We start from the raw sequence: 23067 nt of genomic DNA, 5'->3' as shown, positions 1-23067 counted from the left end.
GCATGCGGCTGGGCGCCTGGGCACGCCGTGCCCGGGTGGCGGATGAGGCGCGGCGGGGTTCGCCGGGCCCGTGCAGCGGGCGGGGGACGCGGGGCCTGCGCTCGGGCGGCGGGCCAGGGCGTGCCGGGCCTGGCGGGGGGTCAGGGGCGCGGGGCTCGTTTCCGGGCGGCCGGTGAGGGGGCGTGGGCCACGCGCCCCGGTGGTGTGTGGCGGGGGAGGGGCGGGGCGGCAGCCTACTTTCAGGGCCGGTTTAGAGCGTGTTCCGACCATGGGCAGGGGCCCTCGTGGCGCCCCGCAGCAGCGGGCCGAGCAGGCCCGGCGTCCATGATGAGGGAGCACCGAGCCGAGATGAGCGTCGCGCACCGTCCCGAGTCCGCCGACACCGCCCACTTCGCCGCCGACGATCAGGACGGCGCCATCGCCGTCGTGGGCATTGCCTGCCGCCTGCCGCAAGCCGACGGTCCGGAGGCGTTCTGGCGGCTGCTGCGCGAGGGCCGTGACGCGTTCGGCCCGGCCCCGCACGGCCGGTGGCCCGCCGAGGGCAGCGGTGTTCCGCAGCACGGCGCGTTCCTCGACTCCATCGACACCTTCGACGCGGAGTTCTTCGGCATCTCCCCCCGCGAGGCCGCCGCGATGGACCCACAACAGCGGCTCGCCCTGGAACTCGGCTGGGAAGCACTGGAGGACGCGGGCGTGCCACCCGCCGCCCTGCACGGCACCCGCACCGGAGTCTTCGTCGGCGCCATGGCCGACGACTACGCGGCCCTCACCCACCGCCTCGGCCCCGCCGCAGTGGAACGGCACACCCTGACCGGCCTGAACCGCGGCATCATCGCCAACCGCCTCTCCTACGTGCTCGGACTGCGCGGCCCCAGCCTGACCGTGGACACCGGACAGTCGTCCTCGCTCGTCGCCGTGCACCTGGCCTGCGAGAGCCTGCGCTCCGGCGAGTCCACCGTCGCCCTCGCCGGCGGCGTCAACCTCATCGCCGCCCCCGACAGCACCCTCGCCGCGAGCCGCTTCGGCGGCCTCTCACCCGACGGCCGTTCCCACCCCTTCGACGAGCGGGCCGCCGGATACGGCCGAGGTGAGGGCGGCGCGGTCGTCGTCCTCAAACCGCTCGCAGCGGCCCGCGCCGACGGCGACACGGTGTACGCCGTGGTCCTCGGCGGAGCCATCGGCAACGACGGCGCCACCGACGGCCTCACCGTGCCCGGCGCCGAGGGCCAGGAGGCGGTCCTGCGGGCCGCGCTGCGCCGCGCGGGCGCCGGGCCCGGCGAGGTGGCGTACGTCGAACTCCACGGCACCGGCACCCGCGTGGGCGACCCGGTCGAAGCGCGCGCTGTGGGCGCCGTGTACGGAGACGGCCCCGCCCCGCTGCACATCGGGTCGGCGAAGGCTTCCGTCGGGCACCTGGAGGCTGCCGCCGGCGTCGTCGGCCTGGTGAAGGTCGCGCTCGCCCTGTGCCACGGCGAACTGCCCGGCACCCCGGGCGAGCACACGCCCCGCCGGGACATCCCGCTGGCCGGCCTCGGCCTCACCTACCGCACCGGACACGGACCATGGCCCACCGGACGCGGCACACGCCCGCTCGCCGGCGTCAGCTCCTTCGGCATGGGCGGCACCGACTGCCACCTCGTCCTCACGGCCGCACCCCGCGCCGCCGAACCCGACACCTCGGCCCCGCACCCCGCCCCGGGCCTGCCTGTCCTGCTCACCGCCCGCACCGAACCGGCCCTGCGCGAACAGGCTGCCCGCCTGCGCGCCCATCTCACCGACCGGCCCACCGCACGCGTCGCGGACGTCGCCCACAGCCTCGCCACGACCCGCACCCGCTTCACGCGGCGCGCCCTGATCACGGCCGGGGACCGCACCACACTGCTGACGGAACTGGACGCCCTGGCCGGCGGCGCCCGCCCGAACTGGAGCGCGCGCCCGCAGGAACCCGGGCAGCCCGACGCGGCACCGCCCGCCCTGGCGTTCGTGTTCTCCGGGCAGGGCAGTCAACGCCCCGGCGCGGGCGCCGAGCTGTACGCCACCTACCCGGTCTTCGCCGACGCCTTCGACGAGGTGGCCGACGCGTTCGGCGACCGGCTGCCGCGCCGGCTGCACGACATCGCGTTCGCCGCCGACGGCAGCGAGGAGGCCGCGCTGCTCGACTCCACGGCCTGGACGCAGCCGGTGCTCTTCGCCGTCGGAACGGCCCTTCACCGCCTCGTCCGCTCCTGGGGCATCGTCCCGGCGGCCCTGGCCGGCCACTCCATCGGCGAACTGACCGCCGCCCACGCGGCCGGCGTCCTCACCCTCGACGACGCGGCTCGCCTGGTCGCGGCCCGGGGTCGGCTCATGCAGCAACTCTCGGCCACCGACGGCGCGATGGCCGCGCTGGAGGCCGGCGAGGAGGAGATCCTGCCGCTGCTCGCCGACGCCGGCCCCGGGGTCGCCGTCGCCGCGGTCAACGGCCCGCGTGCCCTGGTCGTCTCCGGCGACGGCGCGGCCGTACGGGCTCTCGCCGCTCGTTGGGAGGCGACGGGCCGCCGCACCCGGCTGCTGCGCGTCAGCCACGCCTTCCACTCCCCGCAGCTGGAGCCGATGCTCGACGCGTTCCGCGCGGTCGCCGAGGAACTCGACTACCGGCGACCGGACGTCCCCGTCGTCAGCAATGTCTCCGGCGGTGTCGCCGAGGACACGGAACTGACCACGCCCGGCTACTGGGTCCGGCACGCCCGTGAAGCCGTCCGGTTCGCCGACGGTGTGCGCTCCCTGCACGAGCTCGGGGTCCGCGCCCACCTCGAACTCGGTCCGGACGCGGTCCTCACCACAGCCGTCCAGGACGTCGTCGCCGCGCTCCCGGGCCCGCACCCGGCCGTGCCCGCCGCGGCCGCCCTGCGCCGCGGCCACCAAGAGCCCGCGACGCTGCTCACGGCACTGGCCCGGCTCGGCGCCGACTGGACCGGCCCACTGCACGGCGTCCCCGCCCGGCGGATCACCCTGCCGACCTACGCCTTCCAGCGGGAACGGCACTGGCTTCCGGAGGCCGTCGCCCCCGCGCCCCACGCGCCCGCGCCGGCGTCGCAGGACACCGGCGTGCGGTCCGACCCTCGTGCCGACCGGGACCTCGCCGAGCTCGTCCGCACCCAGGTCGCCCTCGTGCTCGGCCATGTCACCCCGGACGGCATCGATCCGGCCCGCCCGTTCAAGGACCTCGGCCTCGACTCGCTCGGCGGAGTCGAACTGAGCGAACGCCTCGCCGCCGCCACGGGCCTCGACCTGCCGCAGACCCTCGTCTACGACCATCCCACCCCGCGGTCCGTGACCACCGCCCTCCAGACCCGTTTCGACGCTGCGGCAGGCGGGGAATCGCCGGAACAGGGACAGCCGCGCCCCACGCTTCCCACGGTCCCGGTCCTTGACGAGCCGATCGCCATCGTCGGGATGGCCTGCCGCTATCCCGGTGGGGTCGCCTCGCCGGAGGATCTGTGGCGGCTGGTGGACAGCGGCACGGACGCGATCGGCCCGTTCCCCCAGGACCGCGGCTGGGACCTGGCCGACGCGCCGGAGACCTTCGCCCGCGTGGGCGGGTTCCTCTACGACGCCGCCGAGTTCGACGCGGAGTTCTTCGGGCTGAGTCCGCGGGAGGCGGCGGCGATGGACCCGCAGCAGCGGCTGCTGCTGGAGACGGCGTGGGAGGCGTTCGAGCGGGCCGGCCTCGACCCGGCCGCGCTGCGCGGCAGCCGCACCGGCACCTTCGTCGGCGGCACCACCCTCGACTACGGGCCCCGGCTCCACGAGAGCGACGGCGGCGGCGAGGGGCACCGGCTCACCGGCTCCACGAGCAGCATCCTGTCCGGTCGTATCGCGTACACGTTCGGCTTGGAGGGTCCGGCGGTGACGGTGGACACGGCGTGCTCGTCGTCGCTGGTGGCCCTGCACCTGGCCGCGCAGGCGCTGCGCGCCGGCGAGTGCGATCTCGCCCTGGCGGGCGGCGTCGCCGTGATGTCGACGCCCGGCATGTTCCTGGAGTTCAGTCGTCAGCGGGGGCTGGCGGCGGACGGCCGGTGCAAGCCCTTCTCCGATGCGGCCGACGGTACGGGGTGGAGTGAGGGTGTGGGGTTGCTGTTGGTGGAGCGGTTGTCGGATGCGCGGCGCCGTGGGCATCGGGTGCTGGCGGTGGTGCGGGGTTCGGCGGTGAATCAGGATGGTGCGAGCAATGGTCTTACGGCGCCGAACGGTCCGTCGCAGGAGCGGGTGATCCGGCAGGCGCTGGCGTCGGCCGGGCTGTCCCCGGCTGATGTGGACGCGGTGGAGGCCCATGGCACGGGTACGCGGCTGGGTGATCCGATCGAGGCGCAGGCGTTGCTCGCGACGTACGGGCAGGACCGCGAAACGCCGTTGTGGCTGGGCTCGTTGAAGTCGAACATCGGGCACACGCAGGCCGCCGCCGGTGTCGCAGGTGTCATCAAGATGGTGCACGCCCTCAACGCGGGACGCCTCCCGGGCACGCTCCACCTCGACGCGCCCACCTCCCGTGTCGACTGGTCGTCGGGCGGGGTGGCGCTGCTGGCGGAGCCGGTCGCGTGGCCGGAGGTGGGCCGGGTGCGGCGTGCCGGGGTGTCGTCGTTCGGCATCAGCGGGACGAACGCGCACGTCATCGTGGAGCAGTCCCCGGCCGAGCCAGAGGCGGAGCCCGCCGGTGAGAGCGATCTGCCGGTGGCCTGGCCCCTGTCGGCGCGCAGCCCCGAGGCGCTGCGTGGCCAGGCGGACAAACTGCTGCACCTCCTCGCCGACGTGCCCGGCACCGACCCCCGCGCCCTCAGCCGTGCCCTCGCCACGACCCGTACGCCCCTGCCCGAACGCGCCGTCGTGACCGGCTCCGGCCTCCAGGACCTGCGGCACGCGCTGACCGCCCTCGCTGAGGGCACGCGGACGCCCGGCCTCGCGGTGGACACCGCCCGGCCCGGTGGTACGGCGTTCGTGTTCACGGGGCAGGGGAGTCAGTGGTCGGGGATGGGGCGGGAGTTGTATGAGGCGTTTCCGGTGTTCGCGGCGGCGTTCGACGAGGTGGTGGCTGCCGTCGATGGGGTGGTGGGTGAGGGTGCGGTCTCGTTGAGGGATGTGGTGTTCGACGGGGTGCGTGCGGAGGTGTTGGCTCGTACGGAGTGGGCGCAGGTCGGGTTGTTCGCGGTGGGGGTGGGGCTGTTCCGGTTGTGGGAGTGGTTCGGTGTGGTGCCGCGGTGGGTGGCGGGTCATTCGGTGGGTGAGCTGGTCGCGGGGTACGTGGCCGGTTTGTGGGGGCTGGAGGATGCCGTACGGCTGGTGGTGGCGCGGGGCCGGGCCATGCAGGGTGCGCCGTCGGGTGGGGTGATGGTGGCGGTGCAGGCCACCGAGGAGGAGATACGGGACGCGCTGCTGTCGTACGAAGGACGGCTCGACGTCGCCGCCGTGAACGGACCGGTGTCGGTGGTGGTCTCCGGTGACGCCGAGGCGGCCGGGGAACTGGCCGAGCTGTGGCGGGGCCGGGGCCGTCGTGTGCGGCGCCTGGAGGTCAGTCACGCCTTCCATTCGCCGCACATGGACGGGGCGTTGGAGGGCTTCCGTGCGGCGCTGGAGTCGGTGGAGTTCCGGGAGCCGCAGCGGGAGATCGTCGCCTTCGACGGCGAGGGCCGTGTGGGTGTGGACCGGCTGAGGTCGGTCGAGTACTGGGTGCGGCATGTGCGGGAGGCCGTGCGCTTCCACGACGTGGTACGGGAGTTGGAGGCTGCCGGGGCGGCCCGGGTGGTGGAGCTCGGTCCGGACGGTGTGCTGACCGGGCTGGTGCGAGAAGCGCTGCCCGAGGTGACCGCTGTCGCGTCGGTACGGCGTGAGCGTGCCGCGGTGCGCACGTATGTGGATGCTCTGGCGCGGGTGCACGTGTCGGGCGCGTCCGTGGACTGGGCGCCGTTGTACGCCGGTGCGGGGGGCGGCGTCGACCTGCCCACGTACGCCTTCCAGCGCCGCCGGTACTGGACCGCCACACCCGACGCGAGCGGTGCCGTGACCCGTCTGGGGGTTCGGCGCGCCGGGCACCCCCTGCTCGGCGCAGCGGTCGAACGGGCACAGGACGGGGGAATCGTCCTCACCGGCCGGCTCTCGGCCGTCACGCACCCCTGGCTCGCCGATCACGCCATCCTCGGCCACACCCTGGTGCCCGGCACCGCGTTCCTGGAACTCGCCGGTGCGGCGGCCGACCGGGTCGGGGGCGGCGACACCGCCGAGCTCACTCTGGAAGCACCGCTGCCGCTGCCGCCGGAAGCGGCCGTGCTCATCCAGGTCACCGTGGGCGCACCTGACGGCCAGGGCCACCGACCCGTCGCCGTCCACGCCCGGCGGGAGGACGGCAAGGACGGGGACGGCCGGGAGGACGCGGACACGGCGGAGTGGACCCGGCACGCCACCGGCACCCTCGTCGCCCCGGCGGACAGGTCCACGCACGAGACCGAGGACGCGGCTCGCGACCTGCCCGAGCCGTGGCCGCCTGTCGACGGCACCTACGGGCGACTCGCCGCGCACGGCTACGAGTACGGCCCCGCCTTCCAGGGCCTGCGTGGCGCGCGCGGCGCCCACGGTCTCATCGAGGCCGAGGTGGCGCTGCCGGACGAACTCCGGGAAGAGGCAGGTCACTACGGTATCCATCCGGCCCTGCTCGACGCCGCGCTGCATCCGCTCGTCGAGTCCCTCGCCGAGGAGGCGGCACCCGGACACATCGCCCTGCCCTTCACCTTCACCGGCGTGCGGCTGCATGCCTCGGGTGCGGCGGCGCTGCGGATCCGCTGGACACGCGAGCGCGACGGATGGCGGCTGTACGCCTCCGACCCGGCCGGAGCGGCCGTGCTGACGCTGGACGCAGCCGGACTGCGGGACGTGCCCCGGGAGCAGATCGAGCGGCTCGGGTCCGCCGTCCCGCGGAACGGCTCCTCCGGCGGCCTCTACCCGGTCGTATGGCGCGCCCTGCCCGAGCCCCTCGGGGACGCGGATCGCCGCTGGGTGCGGATCTCCGACGACGACCTGGCCGCCGCTGTCCCCGCTGACGGGAGGACCGCACCGGAGGCCGTCGTGATGGACCTCGCGACGCCGCCCGGTGCTCCGCAGGGTCCCGACGCCGTGCATGCCCTCGCCGCGCGCACGCTGCGTCTGGTGCGCGACTGGATCGCCGACGAGCGGTTCGGGCAGGCGCGTCTCGTGTTCGTCACCCGGGGCGCCCAGGCCGCACAGGACGGGGACCCGGTGCCGGACCTCGCGGCCGCCGCGGCCTGGGGTCTGGTGCGCACCGCCCAGACGGAACACCCGGACCGCTTCGTCCTGGTCGACACAGCCGACGGCAATGTGCCGCTCGCAGCCGTGCTGGCATCCGGCGAACCGCAACTCGCCCTGCGCGACGGGACCCTGCTCGCTCCATGTGTCGCCCGGGAGGCCGCACCGCGGGAGAGCGGCACCGGCCCGGTCCACCCGATCGGCGGGCACGGCACTGTCGTGATCACCGGCGGCACCGGTGGCATCGGCACCCTCCTCGCCCGCCACCTCGCCGAACGGCACCGTGTGCGGGACCTGCTGCTCGTCAGCCGCCGAGGCGACACCGCCGACGGCGCACGGGAACTGGCCGGCACACTCGCCGACCTGGGAGCCACGGTCCGCTTCGCGGCCTGCGACGGCGCCGACCGGGCGGCCCTGGCCACCGTGCTCTCCGAGGCCACGCCCCCCGTCAGCGCGGTCTTCCACCTGGCCGGTACACTCGACGACGGGCTGCTCGGCGACCTCGACCCGGACCGGCTGGACGCGGTGCTGCGCCCCAAGGCCGACTCGGCGCTCCATCTGCACGAGCTGAGCCTCGAACTCGGCCTGGAACTCGACGCGTTCGTGGTCTTCTCCTCCGTCTCCGGCATTGTCGGAACGTCCGGGCAGGCCAACTACGCCGCCGCCAACGCCCTCCTCGACGCGCTGGCCCTGCACCGCCGTGCTCGGGGACTGGCCGCCACCTCCGTGGCCTGGGGTCTGTGGGAGCAGGACACCGGGATGGCCGGCACCCTCGGCACCGCCGCACGTGCGCGCTGGGCGCGCAGCGGCCTCACCCCCCTCGCCGCCGAGCGGGCCCTGGCCCTGCTCGACGAAGCCCTGGTCGCACCACACCCGCTCCACGTCGCCACGAGCCTGGACCAGCGGGCGCTCGGCGAACGCGCGGTCCGCGGCGAACTCCCCGCCGTGCTGCGGGAGGTGGCACCGCACGTCAGGCGACGGGCAGCGGCGTCCGCGGCTTCCGCCGACGCCACGTGGTCCACGCGGACGGCGGCGCTCGCCCCGGCCGAACGGGAGCGCGCCGCGCTCGATCTGGTCCGCGGAGTCGTCGCGGAGGTGCTCGGTCACGCGGGCGCGGACGTGGTGGCGGCCGAGCGCTCCTTCAAGGACCTCGGATTGGACTCGCTCACCGGCGTGGAACTGCGCAACCGGCTCGCCTCGGCCACCGGCCTGCGGCTGCCGGCCACCGTCGTCTTCGACCACCCCACCCCCACGGCGCTGGCGGCCCGGCTCCTCGACGGGCTGGGCACGCAACCGGCCGGGGCGGCGCGCACGTCGGCGGTGGCGGCCGTGGCGGCCGACGAGCCGATCGCGATCGTCGGGATGGCGTGCCGCTATCCGGGCGGGGTCGCGTCGCCGGAGGATCTGTGGCGGCTGGTGGAGAGCGGCACGGACGCGGTCGGCCCGTTTCCGCAGGACCGCGGCTGGGACCTGGACGGGCTGTACCACCCCGACCCCGACCACCACGGGACGTCGTACGCCCGCGAGGGCGGGTTCCTCTACGACGCCGCCGAGTTCGACGCGGAGTTCTTCGGGCTGAGTCCGCGGGAGGCGGCGGCGATGGACCCGCAGCAGCGGCTGCTGCTGGAGACGGCGTGGGAGGCGTTCGAGCGGGCCGGCCTCGACCCGGCCGCGCTGCGCGGCAGCCGCACGGGCGTCTTCGCCGGTGCCATGTACGACGACTACGGCGCCCGCTTCTCGCAGGCACCCGACGGCTACGAGGGCTATCTGCTCACCGGCTCCACGAGCAGCGTCGTCTCCGGTCGTATCGCGTACACGTTCGGCTTGGAGGGGCCGGCGGTGACGGTGGACACGGCGTGCTCGTCGTCGCTGGTGGCCCTGCACCTGGCCGCGCAGGCGCTGCGCACCGGCGAGTGCGACCTCGCCCTCGCGGGCGGCGCCACCGTCATGGCACGCCCCAACACCTTCGTCGAGTTCAGCCGTCAGCGCGGGCTGTCCGCCGACGGCCGCTGCAAGGCGTTCTCGGCCGACGCCGACGGTACGGGGTGGAGTGAGGGGGTGGGGTTGCTGTTGGTGGAGCGGTTGTCGGATGCGCGGCGCCATGGGCATCGGGTGCTGGCGGTGGTGCGGGGGTCGGCGGTGAATCAGGATGGTGCGAGCAATGGTCTTACGGCGCCGAACGGTCCGTCGCAGGAGCGGGTGATCCGGCAGGCGCTGGCGTCGGCCGGGCTGTCCCCGGCTGATGTGGATGCGGTGGAGGCGCATGGTACGGGTACGCGGCTGGGTGATCCGATCGAGGCGCAGGCGTTGCTCGCGACGTACGGGCAGGACCGCGAAACGCCTTTGTGGCTGGGCTCGTTGAAGTCGAACATCGGGCACAGTCAGGCCGCTGCCGGTGTCGGTGGCGTCATCAAGATGGTGCAGGCGATCCGGCACGGCGTCCTGCCCCGCACCCTGCACGCCGACACCCCGTCACCGCTCGTCGACTGGTCGTCGGTCGGGGTGGCGCTGCTGGCGGAGCCGGTCGCGTGGCCGGAGGTGGGCCGGGTGCGGCGTGCCGGGGTGTCGTCGTTCGGGATCAGCGGGACGAACGCGCACGTCATCGTGGAGCAGGCCCCGGCCGAGCCCCAGCCGGGGCCCGCCGCCGGTGAGGGCGATCTGCCGGTGGTCTGGCCGCTGTCGGCGCGCAGCCCCGAGGCGCTGCGGGCGCAGGCCCGAGCCGTCGCCGCGTTCGCCGAGACGAAGGTGGACACACCGGTCCGGGCGATCGGCAACGCGCTGGCGACCACCCGCTCGGCTCTGCCGCATCGGGCGCTCGTTCGCGCCGCCGGGCGTGACGAACTGCTGGACGCCCTGCATGCGTTGGCCACCGGCGCTGCGCATCCCGCCCTCGTCGAAGGCTGGGAATCCCCCGGTGGTACGGCGTTCGTGTTCACGGGGCAGGGGAGTCAGTGGTCGGGGATGGGGCGGGAGTTGTATGAGGCGTTCCCGGTGTTCGCGGGGGCGTTCGACGAGGTGGTGGGTGTCGTCGATGGGGTGGTGGGTGAGGGTGCGGTCTCGTTGAGGGATGTGGTGTTCGACGGGGTGCATGGGGAGGTGTTGGCTCGTACGGAGTGGGCGCAGGTCGGGTTGTTCGCGGTGGGGGTGGGGCTGTTCCGGTTGTGGGAGCGGTTCGGTGTGGTGCCGCGGTGGGTGGCGGGTCATTCGGTGGGTGAGCTGGTCGCGGGGTACGTGGCCGGTTTGTGGGGGCTGGATGATGCGGTGCGGTTGGTGGTGGCGCGGGGCCGGGCCATGCAGGGTGCGCCGTCGGGTGGGGTGATGGTGGCGGTGCAGGCCACCGAGGAGGAGATACGGGACGCGCTGCGGGACGGAGTGGATGTCGCCGCCGTCAACGGTGAGCGGGCCGTCGTGATCTCCGGGGACGAGGACAGCACGCTGGCCGTGGCGGCCCTCTTCCAGGAGCGGGGCCGTCGTGTGCGGCGCCTGGAGGTCAGTCACGCCTTCCATTCGCCGCACATGGACGGGGCGTTGGAGGGCTTCCGTGCGGCGCTGGAGTCGGTGGAGTTCCGGGAGCCGCAGCGGGAGATCGTCGCCTTCGACGGCGAGGGCCGTGTGGGCGTGGACCGGCTGAGGTCGGTCGAGTACTGGGTGCGGCATGTGCGGGAGGCCGTGCGCTTCCACGACGTCGTACAGGAGTTGGAGGCTGCGGGAGCGGCCCGGGTGGTCGAACTGGGCCCGGACGGTGTGCTGACCGGGCTGGTGCGAGAAGCGCTGCCCGAAGTCGTCGCGGTGCCCAGCGTGCGTCGGACACACGATGCCGTGGACACGTTCGTGGATGCTCTGGCGCGGGTGCACGTGTCGGGCGCGTCCGTGGACTGGGCGCCGTTGTACGCCGGTACGGAAGGCCGCGTCGACCTGCCCACGTACGCCTTCCAGCGCCGCCGGCACTGGCTGGACGTCCCGCACAGTGCGGCCGACGTCGCCGGAGCCGGTCTGGAGAGCGCCGACCACCCGCTCCTCGGTGCCGAGATCGAACTGCCCGAGGGACAGGGCCTGCTGCTGACCGGTCGGCTGTCCCTGACCGGCCACCCCTGGCTCGCCGACCACGCCATCGCCGGGCACACCCTGCTGCCCGCAGCCGCGCTCGTCGACCTGGCCCTGCACACCGGCGGCCGCCTCGGTGCGCCGACGGTGACCGAGCTGCTGATCGAGGCTCCACTGACCCTCCCGGAGACCGGCTCGGTCCAGCTGCGTGTGCACGCCGGAGCAGCGGACACCGACGGCCGAAGGGCCCTCACCGTGCACTCCCGCCCCGACGACGCGGATCCCGGCACGCCCTGGATCCGGCACGTCAGCGCGGAGCTCGCAGCGGTCGGCCCCGACCCGGCGCCCACCGCCGTACAGGGCCCGGACCCGGAGGCGTACGAGAAAACGGGCGACGCCTACGAGCGGCTCGCTGCGGCCGGCTACGACTACGGGCCGGCCTTCCGCGCCCTGCGTGCCACGGCCCGCGGCGGCGACGGTCACCTGCACACCCGGCTGGAGCCGGCCCCCGGCACGGACAGCCAGACAGGGTTCGCAGTGCACCCCGCCCTGCTCGACGCCGCGCTGCACCCGATCGCGCTCGCCGCCGTCGAAGCGGGGGACGGCATCGTCGTACCGTTCGCCTGGCGAGGCGTCCGCCTGCACGAGCCGGAGACGGCCGCGGCCGGCGCCCGGCTCGTGCCCGGGCCCGACGGCACGAGCTACGGCCTGACGGTGACCGGTCCCGATGGGACGGTCGTACTCAGCGCGGAGGAGGTGTCCGTACGGCACATCGATCCCGCACAGCTCGGTACCGCGACGCGCAGGACGCCTCTCTACACCGTCGAGCTCGTCCCGGTGTCCGGTACGCCCCGCAAGCCGGAGCGGGCGCCGCAGGTGGTGGATCTGCGGCGGGAGGCCGGCGAGGAAGTTCCCGCTGTGGTGCACGAGGCGGTGGGTGAGGCGCTCGGTGTGGTGCAGCGGCATGCGGCTGCCGCCGAGGGAACTCTGACGGTGGTCACCGGCCCAGGCGTGGTGGGTGCGGCGGTGCGTGGTCTGGTGCGTTCGGCGCAGGCCGAGCATCCGGGACGCTTCGTGCTGGTGGACACCGACTCCGCCGAGCCGCCCACCGCCCTCCCAGACGGTGAACCGGAAGTCGTCGTACGCGACGGCCGTCTGCTCGCACCGCGGCTGACCGCGGCACCGGCGGCCACGGCCGCCGAGCCACCGGCGCTGCGGGACGCGGTGCTGCTGACGGGCGCCTCGGGTGCCCTGGGCGGCGTGGTGGCACGGCATCTGGTCCGGGCGCACGGCGTGCGGCAGCTGGTGCTGGTGAGCCGGCGGGGCGGCGCGGCCCCCGGCGCCGCGGAGCTGGTCGCGGAACTGGAGCTGCTCGGGGCGCGTGCCGAGTTCGCCGCATCGGACGTCTCGGTGCGGGCGGATGTGGAGGCGCTGTTCGACCGGTTCGACGTGGGCGCGGTGGTGCACGCCGCCGGTGTCCTGGACGACGGGACCGTCGAGGGGCTGACGCCGGAGCGGGTGTCGGGGGTGCTGCGGGCGAAGGTCGACGCGGCCTGGCATCTGCACGAGGTGTCACGGGCGCACCCGGTGGACGCCTTCGTGCTGTTCTCGTCCGTGGCCGGGGTGCTCGGCACGGCCGGTCAGGCGGCGTACGCGGCGGCGAACGCGTTCCTGGACGCGCTGGCCGAGGCACGGCGGGCCGAGGGCCTGCCCGCGCTGTCGCTGGCGTGGGGCCTGTGGGACGCGTCCACCGGCGGGATGGGCGAGAGCCTGTCCGCGGTCGACGTGACGCGGATCGTGCGCAGCGGTGTGCTGGCGCTGGACGAGGACCAGGCGCTGGCGCTGCTCGACGAGGCGCTGGCCTTCCCGGACGGCGGCCTGCGCGTCGCGACGCGCTGGGATCTGGCGGGCCTGCGCCGCAGGCAGATCGACGGCACACCGCCGCCCGCCCTCCTGCGCGCCCTCCTCCCGCGCACGACGCCCACCGCCGGCGGCGGCAGCGGACCGGCCGACGTGGACACCCTCACCCAGGAGCTCGCCCGGCTGGACGGCGACGAGCGCCGGACCAGGGTCCTGGACGTCGTACGGGAGGCGGTGGCCGGTGTGCTCGGACACAGCGATCCCGGCACCATCGCGGACGAACGTCCCTTCGCCGACCTCGGCTTCGACTCGCTCAGCGCCGTCGAACTGCGCAACCGGCTCACCGCCGTCACCGGCCTGAGGCTGCCCGCCACGCTGGTCTTCGACCACCCGACCGTGACCGCCCTGGCCCGCCGCCTCCACGACGAACTGCTCGGCGACCTCGGGCAGGCGCACGAGGACACGGCCCCCGCCCCCATGGCGCCGGCCGTGACGGACGAGCCGATCGCGATCGTCGCGATGGCGTGCCGTTACCCGGGCGGGGTCGCGTCGCCGGAGGACCTGTGGCGGCTGGTGGAGAGTGGTGCGGACGCGGTCGGCCCGTTCCCGGACGACCGCGGCTGGGACCTCGACGCGCTCTACGACCCCGACCCCGACCACCAGGGCACCTCCTACACACGGCACGGCGGATTCCTCGTCGACGCGGCCGACTTCGACCCCGCGTTCTTCGGCATGAGCCCCAAGGAGGCCCTGACCACCGACCCGCAGCAGCGGCTGCTGCTGGAGACGGCGTGGGAGGCGTTCGAGCGGGCCGGCCTCGACCCGGAGGCGCTGCGCGGCAGCCGCACCGGCGTCTTCGCCGGCGTCATGTACAACGACTACGGCGCGCGGCTGCACCAGGCGGCCGAGGCGCCGGACGGATCCGAGGGCTATCTGGTCAGCGGCAGCGCCGGCAGCGTCGCCTCCGGTCGGATCGCGTACACGTTCGGCTTGGAGGGGCCGGCGGTGACGGTGGACACGGCGTGCTCGTCGTCGCTGGTGGCCCTGCACCTGGCCGCGCAGGCACTGCGCACCGGCGAGTGCGACCTCGCCCTCGCAGGTGGCGCCACCGTCATGGCCAGTCCCGCCACCTTCGTGGAGTTCAGTCGTCAGCGGGGGCTGGCGGCGGACGGCCGGTGCAAGCCCTTCTCCGATGCGGCCGACGGTACGGGGTGGAGTGAGGGTGTGGGGTTGCTGTTGGTGGAGCGGTTGTCGGATGCGCGGCGCCGTGGGCATCGGGTGCTGGCGGTGGTGCGGGGGTCGGCGGTGAATCAGGATGGTGCGAGCAATGGTCTTACGGCGCCGAACGGTCCGTCGCAGGAGCGGGTGATCCGGCAGGCGCTGGCGTCGGCCGGGCTGAGCCCGGCTGATGTGGATGCGGTGGAGGCGCATGGTACGGGTACGCGGCTGGGTGATCCGATCGAGGCGCAGGCGTTGCTCGCGACGTACGGGCAGGACCGCGAAACGCCTTTGTGGCTGGGGTCGTTGAAGTCCAACATCGGGCACACGCAGGCCGCCGCCGGTGTCGGTGGCGTCATCAAGATGGTGCAGGCGATCCGGCACGGCGTCCTGCCCCGCACCCTGCACGCCGACACCCCGAGCCGGCAGGTCGACTGGGAGGCGGGCGAGGTACGCCTCCTGACTCAGGCGCGGGCCTGGCCGGCGGGCCCGGACGGCACGCCGCGCCGCGCCGCCGTGTCCTCCTTCGGCATCAGCGGCACGAACGCGCACGTCATCGTCGAGGAAGCCGTCGAAGAAGCCGTCGAGGCCGCGGAGCCGGTGACGGGTGCGCCGGACGACGACACGGTCGAGGAAGCCGCCCTGCCCGTCGCTGACACGCAACCGTTCCCCGTACCGCTGTCGGCCCGTACGCCCGAAGCGGTGCGCGCTCAGGCGGCACGCCTGCGCGAACTCGTCGCCGCCGACGAGGCGTTGACGCCGGCATCGCTCGGCGCGGCGCTGACCGGGAGTCGGGCCACCTTCGACCACCGGGCCGTCGTCGTCGCCGACGGGCGGGCGGAGCTCGTCGAGGCACTGTCCGCGCTCGCCGACGCGCGCACCCCGCTGACGGACGCCGTGAAGGGTCGTACCGCCTTCCTCTTCACCGGGCAGGGCAGCCAGCGCCCCGGCATGGGACGCGCCCTGCACGCCGCGTACCCCACCTTCGCGGACGCCTTCGACGCCGCCGCGGCAGCCCTGGACGCGCGGCTCGGACTCGAACGGCCCCTGCATGACGTCGTGTTCGCCGACCCCGAGTCGCCCGAGGCGGAACTGCTCGGCCGGACCGTCTGGACCCAGCCCGCCCTGTTCGCCTTCGAGACGGCCCTGTTCCGGCTCTACGAGAGCTGGGGACTGCGTCCCGACCTGGTCGCCGGACACTCGGTGGGCGGTGTCGCCGCCGCCCACGCCGCCGGCGTCCTGGACCTCGATGACGCGGCTGCCCTGGTCGCCGCCCGGGCCCGGCTGATGGACGCACTGCCGGCCGAGGGAGCGATGCTGTCCTTCGAGGCGTCGGAAGAGCAGGTCCGGGCGCAACTCGACGGCGAACGGGGGCAGGTCGACATCGCCGCCGTCAACGGGCCCCGCGCCACCGTCCTCTCCGGTGACGAGGACGCCGTGCTCGCGGTGGCGGCGCGGCTGAGCGGCCTGGGTGTGCGCGCCCGCAGGCTGCGGGTCAGTCACGCCTTCCACTCCCCGCTGATGGAACCGATGCTGGCGGAGTTCCGGGCCGTCGTGTCCGGATTGCGGCTGCGCGAGCCCGCGATCCGCTACGTCTCCGACACCACCGGCCGCGTCGCCGAACCGGGCCGGCTCACCTCGCCCGACTACTGGACCGAGCACGTACGTCGTGCCGTGCGCTTCGCCGACGCGGTGGCCACCCTGCACGCCGAAGGGGCCACCCGGTACCTGGAGATCGGGCCCGACGCCGTCCTGTCCGCGCTGGTCCCGCAGTCCCTGCCCGAGGATGAGCGGCCCGCCGCGCTGGCGGCTGCGGGGCGGCGGGGCCGGCCTGAGGCCCGTACCGCGCTCGTGGCCGCCGCGACCCTGCACGCGGCGGGCGCCGACGTGGACTGGCGCGCCTGGTACGCGTCCGCGGCGAGGACGCCGCACGCGCGGGCGGTGCCCACGCCCGACGCCCTGCCGACGTACCCGTTCCAGCGGGAGCGCTACTGGCTCAACCCGCCGCGCCCGCGGCGCACCGCGCGGTGGTCCGGTCATCCCTTCCTCGACGGGGCACTCGACCTGGGCGGCGGCCTCGGGACCGTGTTCACCGGCCGGATCACACCGGCCGACCATCCGTGGACGGGCGGGCACACCGTGCACGGCACACCGCTCCTGCCCGGCACCGGCCTCCTCGAACTCGCCCTCCACGCGGGACGGCGCACCGGGTACCCGGTCGTCGGCGATCTCACGCTCACGGCACCGCTGCCCCTGCCCACCGTGGTCGGGCCCGACTCCAGCGCGGACGTCGAGATCCAGGCGGTCGTCGAGCCGGCCGGCCCTGACGGGCACCGCGGCCTGAAGATCTACGCGCGGGCCGCGGCGGCCGGCGCGACGGACGGACTCCCCTGGACGCTGCACGCCACCGGACGACTGGAGCAGGCGTCCGACGACGTGCCGCCCGTACGCGAGGAAGACGGTCCACGGGAACCGCTGGCGATCGAGGAGATCCATACGCGTCTCGCCGACGTGGGCCTGGACTACACGGGCTTCTTCCGGTCGCTTCGAGCGGTGCACCGGGCGTCCGACGGATCCCTGCACGCCGAACTCGACCCCGTACCGGCCGATGGCCACGCTCTTCACCCGGCGCTTCTCGACGCCGCCCTGCACCCGCTCATCCTGTGGCAGCCCGCGGACGAACTGCGGCTTCCGTTCAGCTGGGAAGGAGTGCGACTGCACACCGGCAGCCCGCTCGCACCGCAACCGCTGCACGTGCACCTCACCGGGACGGCGGACGGCGCGGCGCTCAGCATCACCACGCAGCAGGACGAGCCGGTCCTGACCGCGCGGAACGTGGTACTGCGCACCGTCGACGCCGACGCGCTCAGGGGGCCCGGCGACGCGGCTGCGCTGTGGCAGGTCGGGTACGACCCCGTGCCGTCCTCGGCACCGGTCCTCGACGTGTCGCGGACGGCGGGGGTGGTCGATCTGCGGCGGGAGATCGGCGCGGAGGTTCCGGCCGTGGTGCACGAGGTGGTGGGTGAGGCGCTCGGTGTGGTGCAGCGGCATGTGGCCGCCGCCGAGGGAACGCTGGTGGTGGTGACCGGCCCGGATGTCGCGGGTGCGGCGGTGCGCGGTCTGGTGCGGTCGGCGCAGGCCGAGCATCCGGGACGCTTCGTGCTCGTGGACACCGACCAGCCGACACTGCCCGGCACGCTGCCGACGGGCGAGCCCGAACTGGCCTTCATCAAGGGCGAGTTCCATGCGCGGCGGCTGGCGGAAACACCCCGTTCCCCCGCCGGCACCCCCGCCCTGGCCGACGCGGTCCTGGTGACCGGGGCGTCGGGTGCTCTGGGTGGCGTGGTGGCACGCCACCTGGTGCAGGCGTGCGGGGCACGGGAACTGGTGCTGGTCTCGCGACGGGGCGGCACCGCACCCGGCGCCGGTGAGCTGGCGGAGGAACTGGAAAGTCTGGGCGCCTCGGTGGTGTGGGCGGCGGCGGACGTATCGCTGCGTTCCGAGGTGGAGCGGCTCTTCACCGAGTTCCGGGTGGGCGCGGTCGTGCACGCGGCGGGCGTCCTGGACGACGGAACGGTCGAGGGGCTGACGCCGGAGCGGGTGTCCGGGGTGCTGCGGGCGAAGGTCGACGCGGCCTGGCATCTGCACGAGGTGTCACGGGCGCACTCGGTGGACGCCTTCGTGCTGTTCTCCTCGGTGGCCGGCGTCCTGGGGACCGCGGGACAGGCGGCGTACGCGGCGGCGAACGCGTTCCTGGACGCACTGGTGGAGTCACGACGGGCGGACGGCCTGCCCGGGCTCTCGCTGGCGTGGGGACTGTGGGACACCGGGGCCGGCGGCATGGGCGCCGCCCTGACGGTGGCGGACGTCGCGCGGATCGGACGCGGTGGCGTGCTGCCGCTGAGCGAGGATGAGGCACTGGCACTGCTGGACGAGGCGCTCACGTCCGAGGGGGGAGTGCGGGTCGCGGCCCGCTGGGACGTGCCCGCGCTCAGGAGGAGTCAGGCGGCGGGTACGACACCGCCCGCCGTGCTGCGCACCCTGATACCGGCGCCCGTCACGGCCGTACGGCAGGAGAGCGTCCCGCAACCGGCATTCGCCCAACTCCCGCCCCGGAAGCGGCGGTCGGTGTTGCTCGAGCTGGTCCGCGGCGACCTCGCGCAGGTCCTCGGACACGGCTCGGCACGCGCCGTACCGGTCGACCGCGGGATGCTGCAACTCGGCCTGGACTCGCTCGGCGCCGTGGAACTGCGCAACCGGCTCGCGACGGCGACCGGACTGCGCCTGCCCGCCACAGTGGTCTTCGACCACCCCACCGCACAGGCGCTCGCCGACCACCTCGCCGAGTCCCTCACCCCGGCCGAGCCGCCGGCACCGGCTGAGGACACAGCGGAAACCCTGGAATCCGTCAGCGACGAGGAACTGTTCCGCCTCATCGACGAGGAACTCGACGGCGAATAGGAGCCCCGCGGTGGAGCGGCGGCGCGATGGGTTAGGAGGGATTTAGAAGTCCTCCCTACCGTGAACGCATGACCACCACCGGAAAAGAATCGGCAGCGGAAGCCAGGGCACAGCGGATCGCGGAACTCGCCGCCCCGCCCTTCGCGCCGGAGAAGGACCACCCCCTGCTCTCCGACGCGGAGAACGTGCTCTGGCTCGCCGACCTCAACGAAAACCTCCTCGCCTACGAGTCCACCAACGACGACTTCGAGGGGAAGAACCCCACCCTCGACGACTTCGCCCGCGTCTCCTACGAGCTGCGCGACGCGGAAGGAAACGTCGTCGGCACCACCCAGGGCGTCGGCCGCATGCTCCGGAAGGGCCCGGACGGCCATTTCATCGCCTACTACTCCGAGGAGATCACCCTCACCGACGGCACCGTCATCCGCACCGGAGGCCTTGTCGACGACGCCCGTCTCACCGCCGGCGAACAGGCCACGATCCCCGCGGTGGGTGTCGCCGGACCGTTCAAGGGGGCCATCGGGTACCGCCAGTTCAAGCCCGTCGAGACCCACAAGTCGTACCTCTCGCAGATCGTTCTCTACCGGAGGTGACCGGGCATGGACCCCGCCGAGACCCGCCTGCTGTCCGTCGGCACCGCCCTGCCCGGCCCGCCGGTCGACAACGTCGTGCTGGGCAAGCACTTCCGCATGGACACGCTGTGGCAGCAGTGGATCGAGACCTTCATCGGCACCCGCACCCGCCACCTCGCCGTGGACCTCGCCACCGGTGAACAGCGCGACACCCTCGCCTCCCTCGGCACCGCGGCCGCCCGTCAGGCGCTGGCCAGGGCCGGGACGGCCGCCGAGGACATCGACCTGCTGGTCCTCGGCACCGCCACGCCCGACGCGCTGATGCCGGCCACCGTCAACGTCATCGCCGACGCGCTGGGCATCGACGACGTCGTCACCTACCAGTTGCAGTCGGGCTGCTCCGGAGCCGTGCAGGCCCTCGACCTGGCCCGAAGGCTGCTGTCCACCGGACGCCACCGCACCGCCCTGGTCATCGGCGGCGACGTCATCGCCAAGCACTACGTCCTCGACGCCGACCTGCGCCGGGTCCCGCCCGCCGAACTCGTCAACTTCGTCCTCTTCGGCGACGGCGCGGGCGCGGCCGTCCTCAGCGCCGACCCCGACGCCGGGGACACCGCGCTGCGCACCACCCGTTTCCGCCTCGTCGGCGAAGGCAGGGCACCCGGCCAGATCCTCGAATGGTTCGGCCCGGCCCACCCACCCGGCCCGGACATCGCGGCCCATGAGGACTACAAGGCCATCGAGGAATCCGTTCCCCTGCTCGCCGCCGAGATCCTGGACGACGTACTCGGCGAACTGGACTGGAAAAGGGACGACATCGACTATCTCCTGCCGCCCCAGCTCTCCGTCCGCATGACCGAGAAGATAACCGGACATCTCGCCGTGACCGGCGCCCAGCACATCAACTGCGTGGGCGAGACCGGAAACAACGGGAATGCTCTCGTCTTCTTCCAACTGCACGCGCTGCTCGACCGGCTGGTACCCGGAGACCGCGTCGCCGGAATCGCCATCGAATCCAGTAAGTGGATCAAGTCGGGCTTCGCGCTCGAACAACTCTGAGAAGCCGCTGCCGAATCCAGATCCGTTCCGATCCGGATCCGCTCCGATACGTGTTCTGCTCCGTGGGAAGGCCTGAAGGGCGTATGACTGCGAACGAGGAAAAGCTCCGCGACTACCTCAAGAAAGTCACCGAGAGTCTCCAGCAGACGCGCCGCCGCGTCGCCGAACTCGAATCGGCCGACGCGAGGAACTCGGAGCCCATCGCCATCATCGGCATGGCCTGCCGTTATCCCGGCGGGGTGCGCTCCCCCGAGGATCTGTGGCAGCTGGTCGCCGAGGGCCGCGACGCCATCTCCGAGTTCCCCCGCAACCGCGGCTGGAACCTCGACGCCCTCTACGACCCGGACCCCGAGCATCCCGGGACGACCACCACCCGGCACGGCGGATTCCTGCACGACGCCGGTGACTTCGACGCCGCCTTCTTCGGGATCAGCCCGCGCGAAGCGCTGACCATCGACCCGCAGCAGCGCATCCTGCTCGAACTCGCCTGGGAGGCCGTCGAGTCGGCGGGTATCGACCCCGCGGCCCTGCGCGGCTCGGACACCGGCGTCTTCACCGGCATCATGTACAACGACTACGGCAGCCGCCTCCAACACCCCCACCCCACACCGCCCGCCCACGAGGGTCACGTCGGCATCGGCAGCGCGCCCAGCGTCGCCTCCGGCCGCCTGTCCTACACGTACGGGTTCACCGGTCCGGCCGTCACCCTGGACACGGCCTGCTCGTCGTCGCTGGTGGCGCTGCATCTGGCGGCGCAGTCGCTGCGCAAGGGCGAGAGCAGCCTCGCCCTGGCCGGCGGCGCCACCGTCATGGCCACCCCCAACACCTTCGTCGAGTTCAGCCGTCAGCGTGGCCTCGCCTCCGACGGCCGCTGCAAGGCCTTCTCGGACGACGCGGACGGCACCGGCTGGAGCGAGGGCGCCGCACTGCTCCTCGTGGAGCGGCTGTCGGATGCGCGACGCAACGGCCACCCGGTGCTGGCCGTCCTGCGGGGCTCGGCCGTGAACCAGGACGGCACGAGCAGCCAGCTGACCGCCCCCCACGGCCCGTCCCAGGTGCGGGTGATCCGCCGGGCCCTCGCGTCGGCCGGGCTCACCCCGGGCGAGGTGGACATGGTGGAGGCCCACGGCACCGGGACGCGTCTGGGTGATCCGATCGAGGCGCAGGCGCTGTTGGCGACGTATGGGCAGGGTCGTGAGGTGCCGTTGTGGCTGGGTTCGGTGAAGTCGAACATCGGTCATGCGCAGGCGGCTGCTGGTGTGGCGGGTGTGATCAAGGTGGTGGAGGCGTTGCGGCGTGGGGTGTTGCCGCGGACGCTGCACGCGCAGACACCGACGGGGCAGGTGGACTGGTCCAGTGGGGCGGTGTCGCTGCTGACGGAGTCCCGGCCCTGGGAGACCGACGGACGACTCCGTCGGGGCGCCGTGTCCTCCTTCGGTATCAGCGGCACCAACGCCCACGTCATCCTCGAACAGGCTCCCGCCACTGACCAGGCTACGCCGTCGGAAACCCCGTCTCTCCCCACGCCGTTGATCCTGACGGCCCGCTCCGAAGCCTCCCTGACGGCAGCCGCGCGCCGGCTCGACGGCTATCTGACTTCCGCCCCGGATGACGACTTGGCGGATGTGGTGGGGTGGTTGGCGTCGCGGCGTGGGGTGTTGGAGCGGCGTGCTGTGGTGGTGGGTTGGGAGTCGGGTGTGGTGCGGGAGGGGTTGGGGGCGTTGGGTGCGGGGGTGCCGCATCCGGTGGTGGTGGAGGGTGTGGCTGGTGAGCCGGGTCGGGTGGTGTTTGTCTTTCCTGGTCAGGGGGCGCAGTGGGTGGGGATGGCGCGTTCGTTGGTGGGGGAGTCGGAGGTGTTCCGGCGGCGGTTTGCCGAGGTGGGTGAGGTGTTGTCGGGGTTTGTGGAGTGGTCGTTGGAGGAGGTGTTGGGGGATCCGGTGGCGTTGGGCCGGGTGGATGTGGTGCAGCCGGTGTTGTTTGCGGTGATGGTGTCGTTGGCGGAGGTGTGGCGGTCGTTCGGTGTGGTGCCGGATGCGGTGGTGGGGCATTCGCAGGGGGAGATCGCGGCGGCGTGTGTGGCGGGTGCGTTGTCGCTGCGGGATGCGGTGGCGGTGGTGGTGTTGCGGTCTCGGGTGCTGACGGCTCTGGCGGGTACTGGGGGGATGGCGTCGGTGGGGTTGCCGGTCGGGGATACGGAGGAGTTGCTGGGTGCGTGGGAGGGGCGGCTGGGGGTGGCGGCGGTGAACGGGCCGCGGTCCACGGTCGTCTCCGGCGACGCCGAAGCGATCGAAGAGCTGGTGGCGCGGCACGGGGACAGTGATGTACGTATACGCCAGGTTCCGGTGGACTACGCCTCGCACTCGCATCATGTGGATGCCTTGCGGGACGAGCTGGCTGAGCTGATCGGTGATGTCCGTCCGCGGGAGTCGGCGATTGCGTTCTATTCGACGGTGACGGGTGGGTTGCTGGCGGATACGCGGGAGTTGACGGGGGAGTACTGGTTCGAGAATCTGCGGCGGCGGGTGCGGTTCCANGGACGCGGTGGAGGCGTGTACGCGGACGT

The 23067-nt window shown here is 73.6% G+C and carries 3 protein-coding genes and 1 pseudogene; all 4 read left to right on the top strand.

The window, feature by feature from the left end:
* Window positions 1–348 precede the first annotated feature (348 nt).
* Window positions 349–18873, top strand: coding sequence for a type I polyketide synthase (locus ABB07_RS01920; RefSeq protein ID WP_208896923.1), 18525 nt, complete (start codon window positions 349–351; stop codon window positions 18871–18873).
* A 68-nt stretch (window positions 18874–18941) separates the two neighbouring features.
* Window positions 18942–19466: an allene oxide cyclase barrel-like domain-containing protein gene (locus ABB07_RS01915; RefSeq protein ID WP_208896922.1), complete on the top strand. Its 525-nt coding sequence runs from the start codon at window positions 18942–18944 to the stop codon at window positions 19464–19466.
* A gap of 6 nt (window positions 19467–19472) precedes the next feature.
* A complete protein-coding gene (locus ABB07_RS01910) occupies window positions 19473–20504 on the top strand; it encodes a 3-oxoacyl-ACP synthase III family protein (RefSeq protein WP_208896921.1) in 1032 nt (343 codons plus the stop codon).
* 50 nt (window positions 20505–20554) lie between these two features.
* Window positions 20555–23037: pseudogene (locus ABB07_RS01905) on the top strand (type I polyketide synthase); the annotation flags it as partial.
* Window positions 23038–23067: the final 30 nt, after the last annotated feature.

The organism is Streptomyces incarnatus (assembly GCF_001027185.1).
GTDB classification, from domain to species: domain Bacteria; phylum Actinomycetota; class Actinomycetes; order Streptomycetales; family Streptomycetaceae; genus Streptomyces; species Streptomyces puniciscabiei.
This window is presented reverse-complemented; position numbering and strand designations above follow the sequence as displayed.

Bases quoted from the DNA above. Each gene is read 5' to 3' on its own strand.
- ABB07_RS01920 (WP_208896923.1), top strand. From the start codon at position 349: ATGAGCGTCGCGCACCGTCCCGAGTCCGCCGACACCGCCCACTTCGCC.
- ABB07_RS01915 (WP_208896922.1), top strand. From the start codon at position 18,942: ATGACCACCACCGGAAAAGAATCGGCAGCGGAAGCCAGGGCACAGCGG.
- ABB07_RS01910 (WP_208896921.1), top strand. From the start codon at position 19,473: ATGGACCCCGCCGAGACCCGCCTGCTGTCCGTCGGCACCGCCCTGCCC.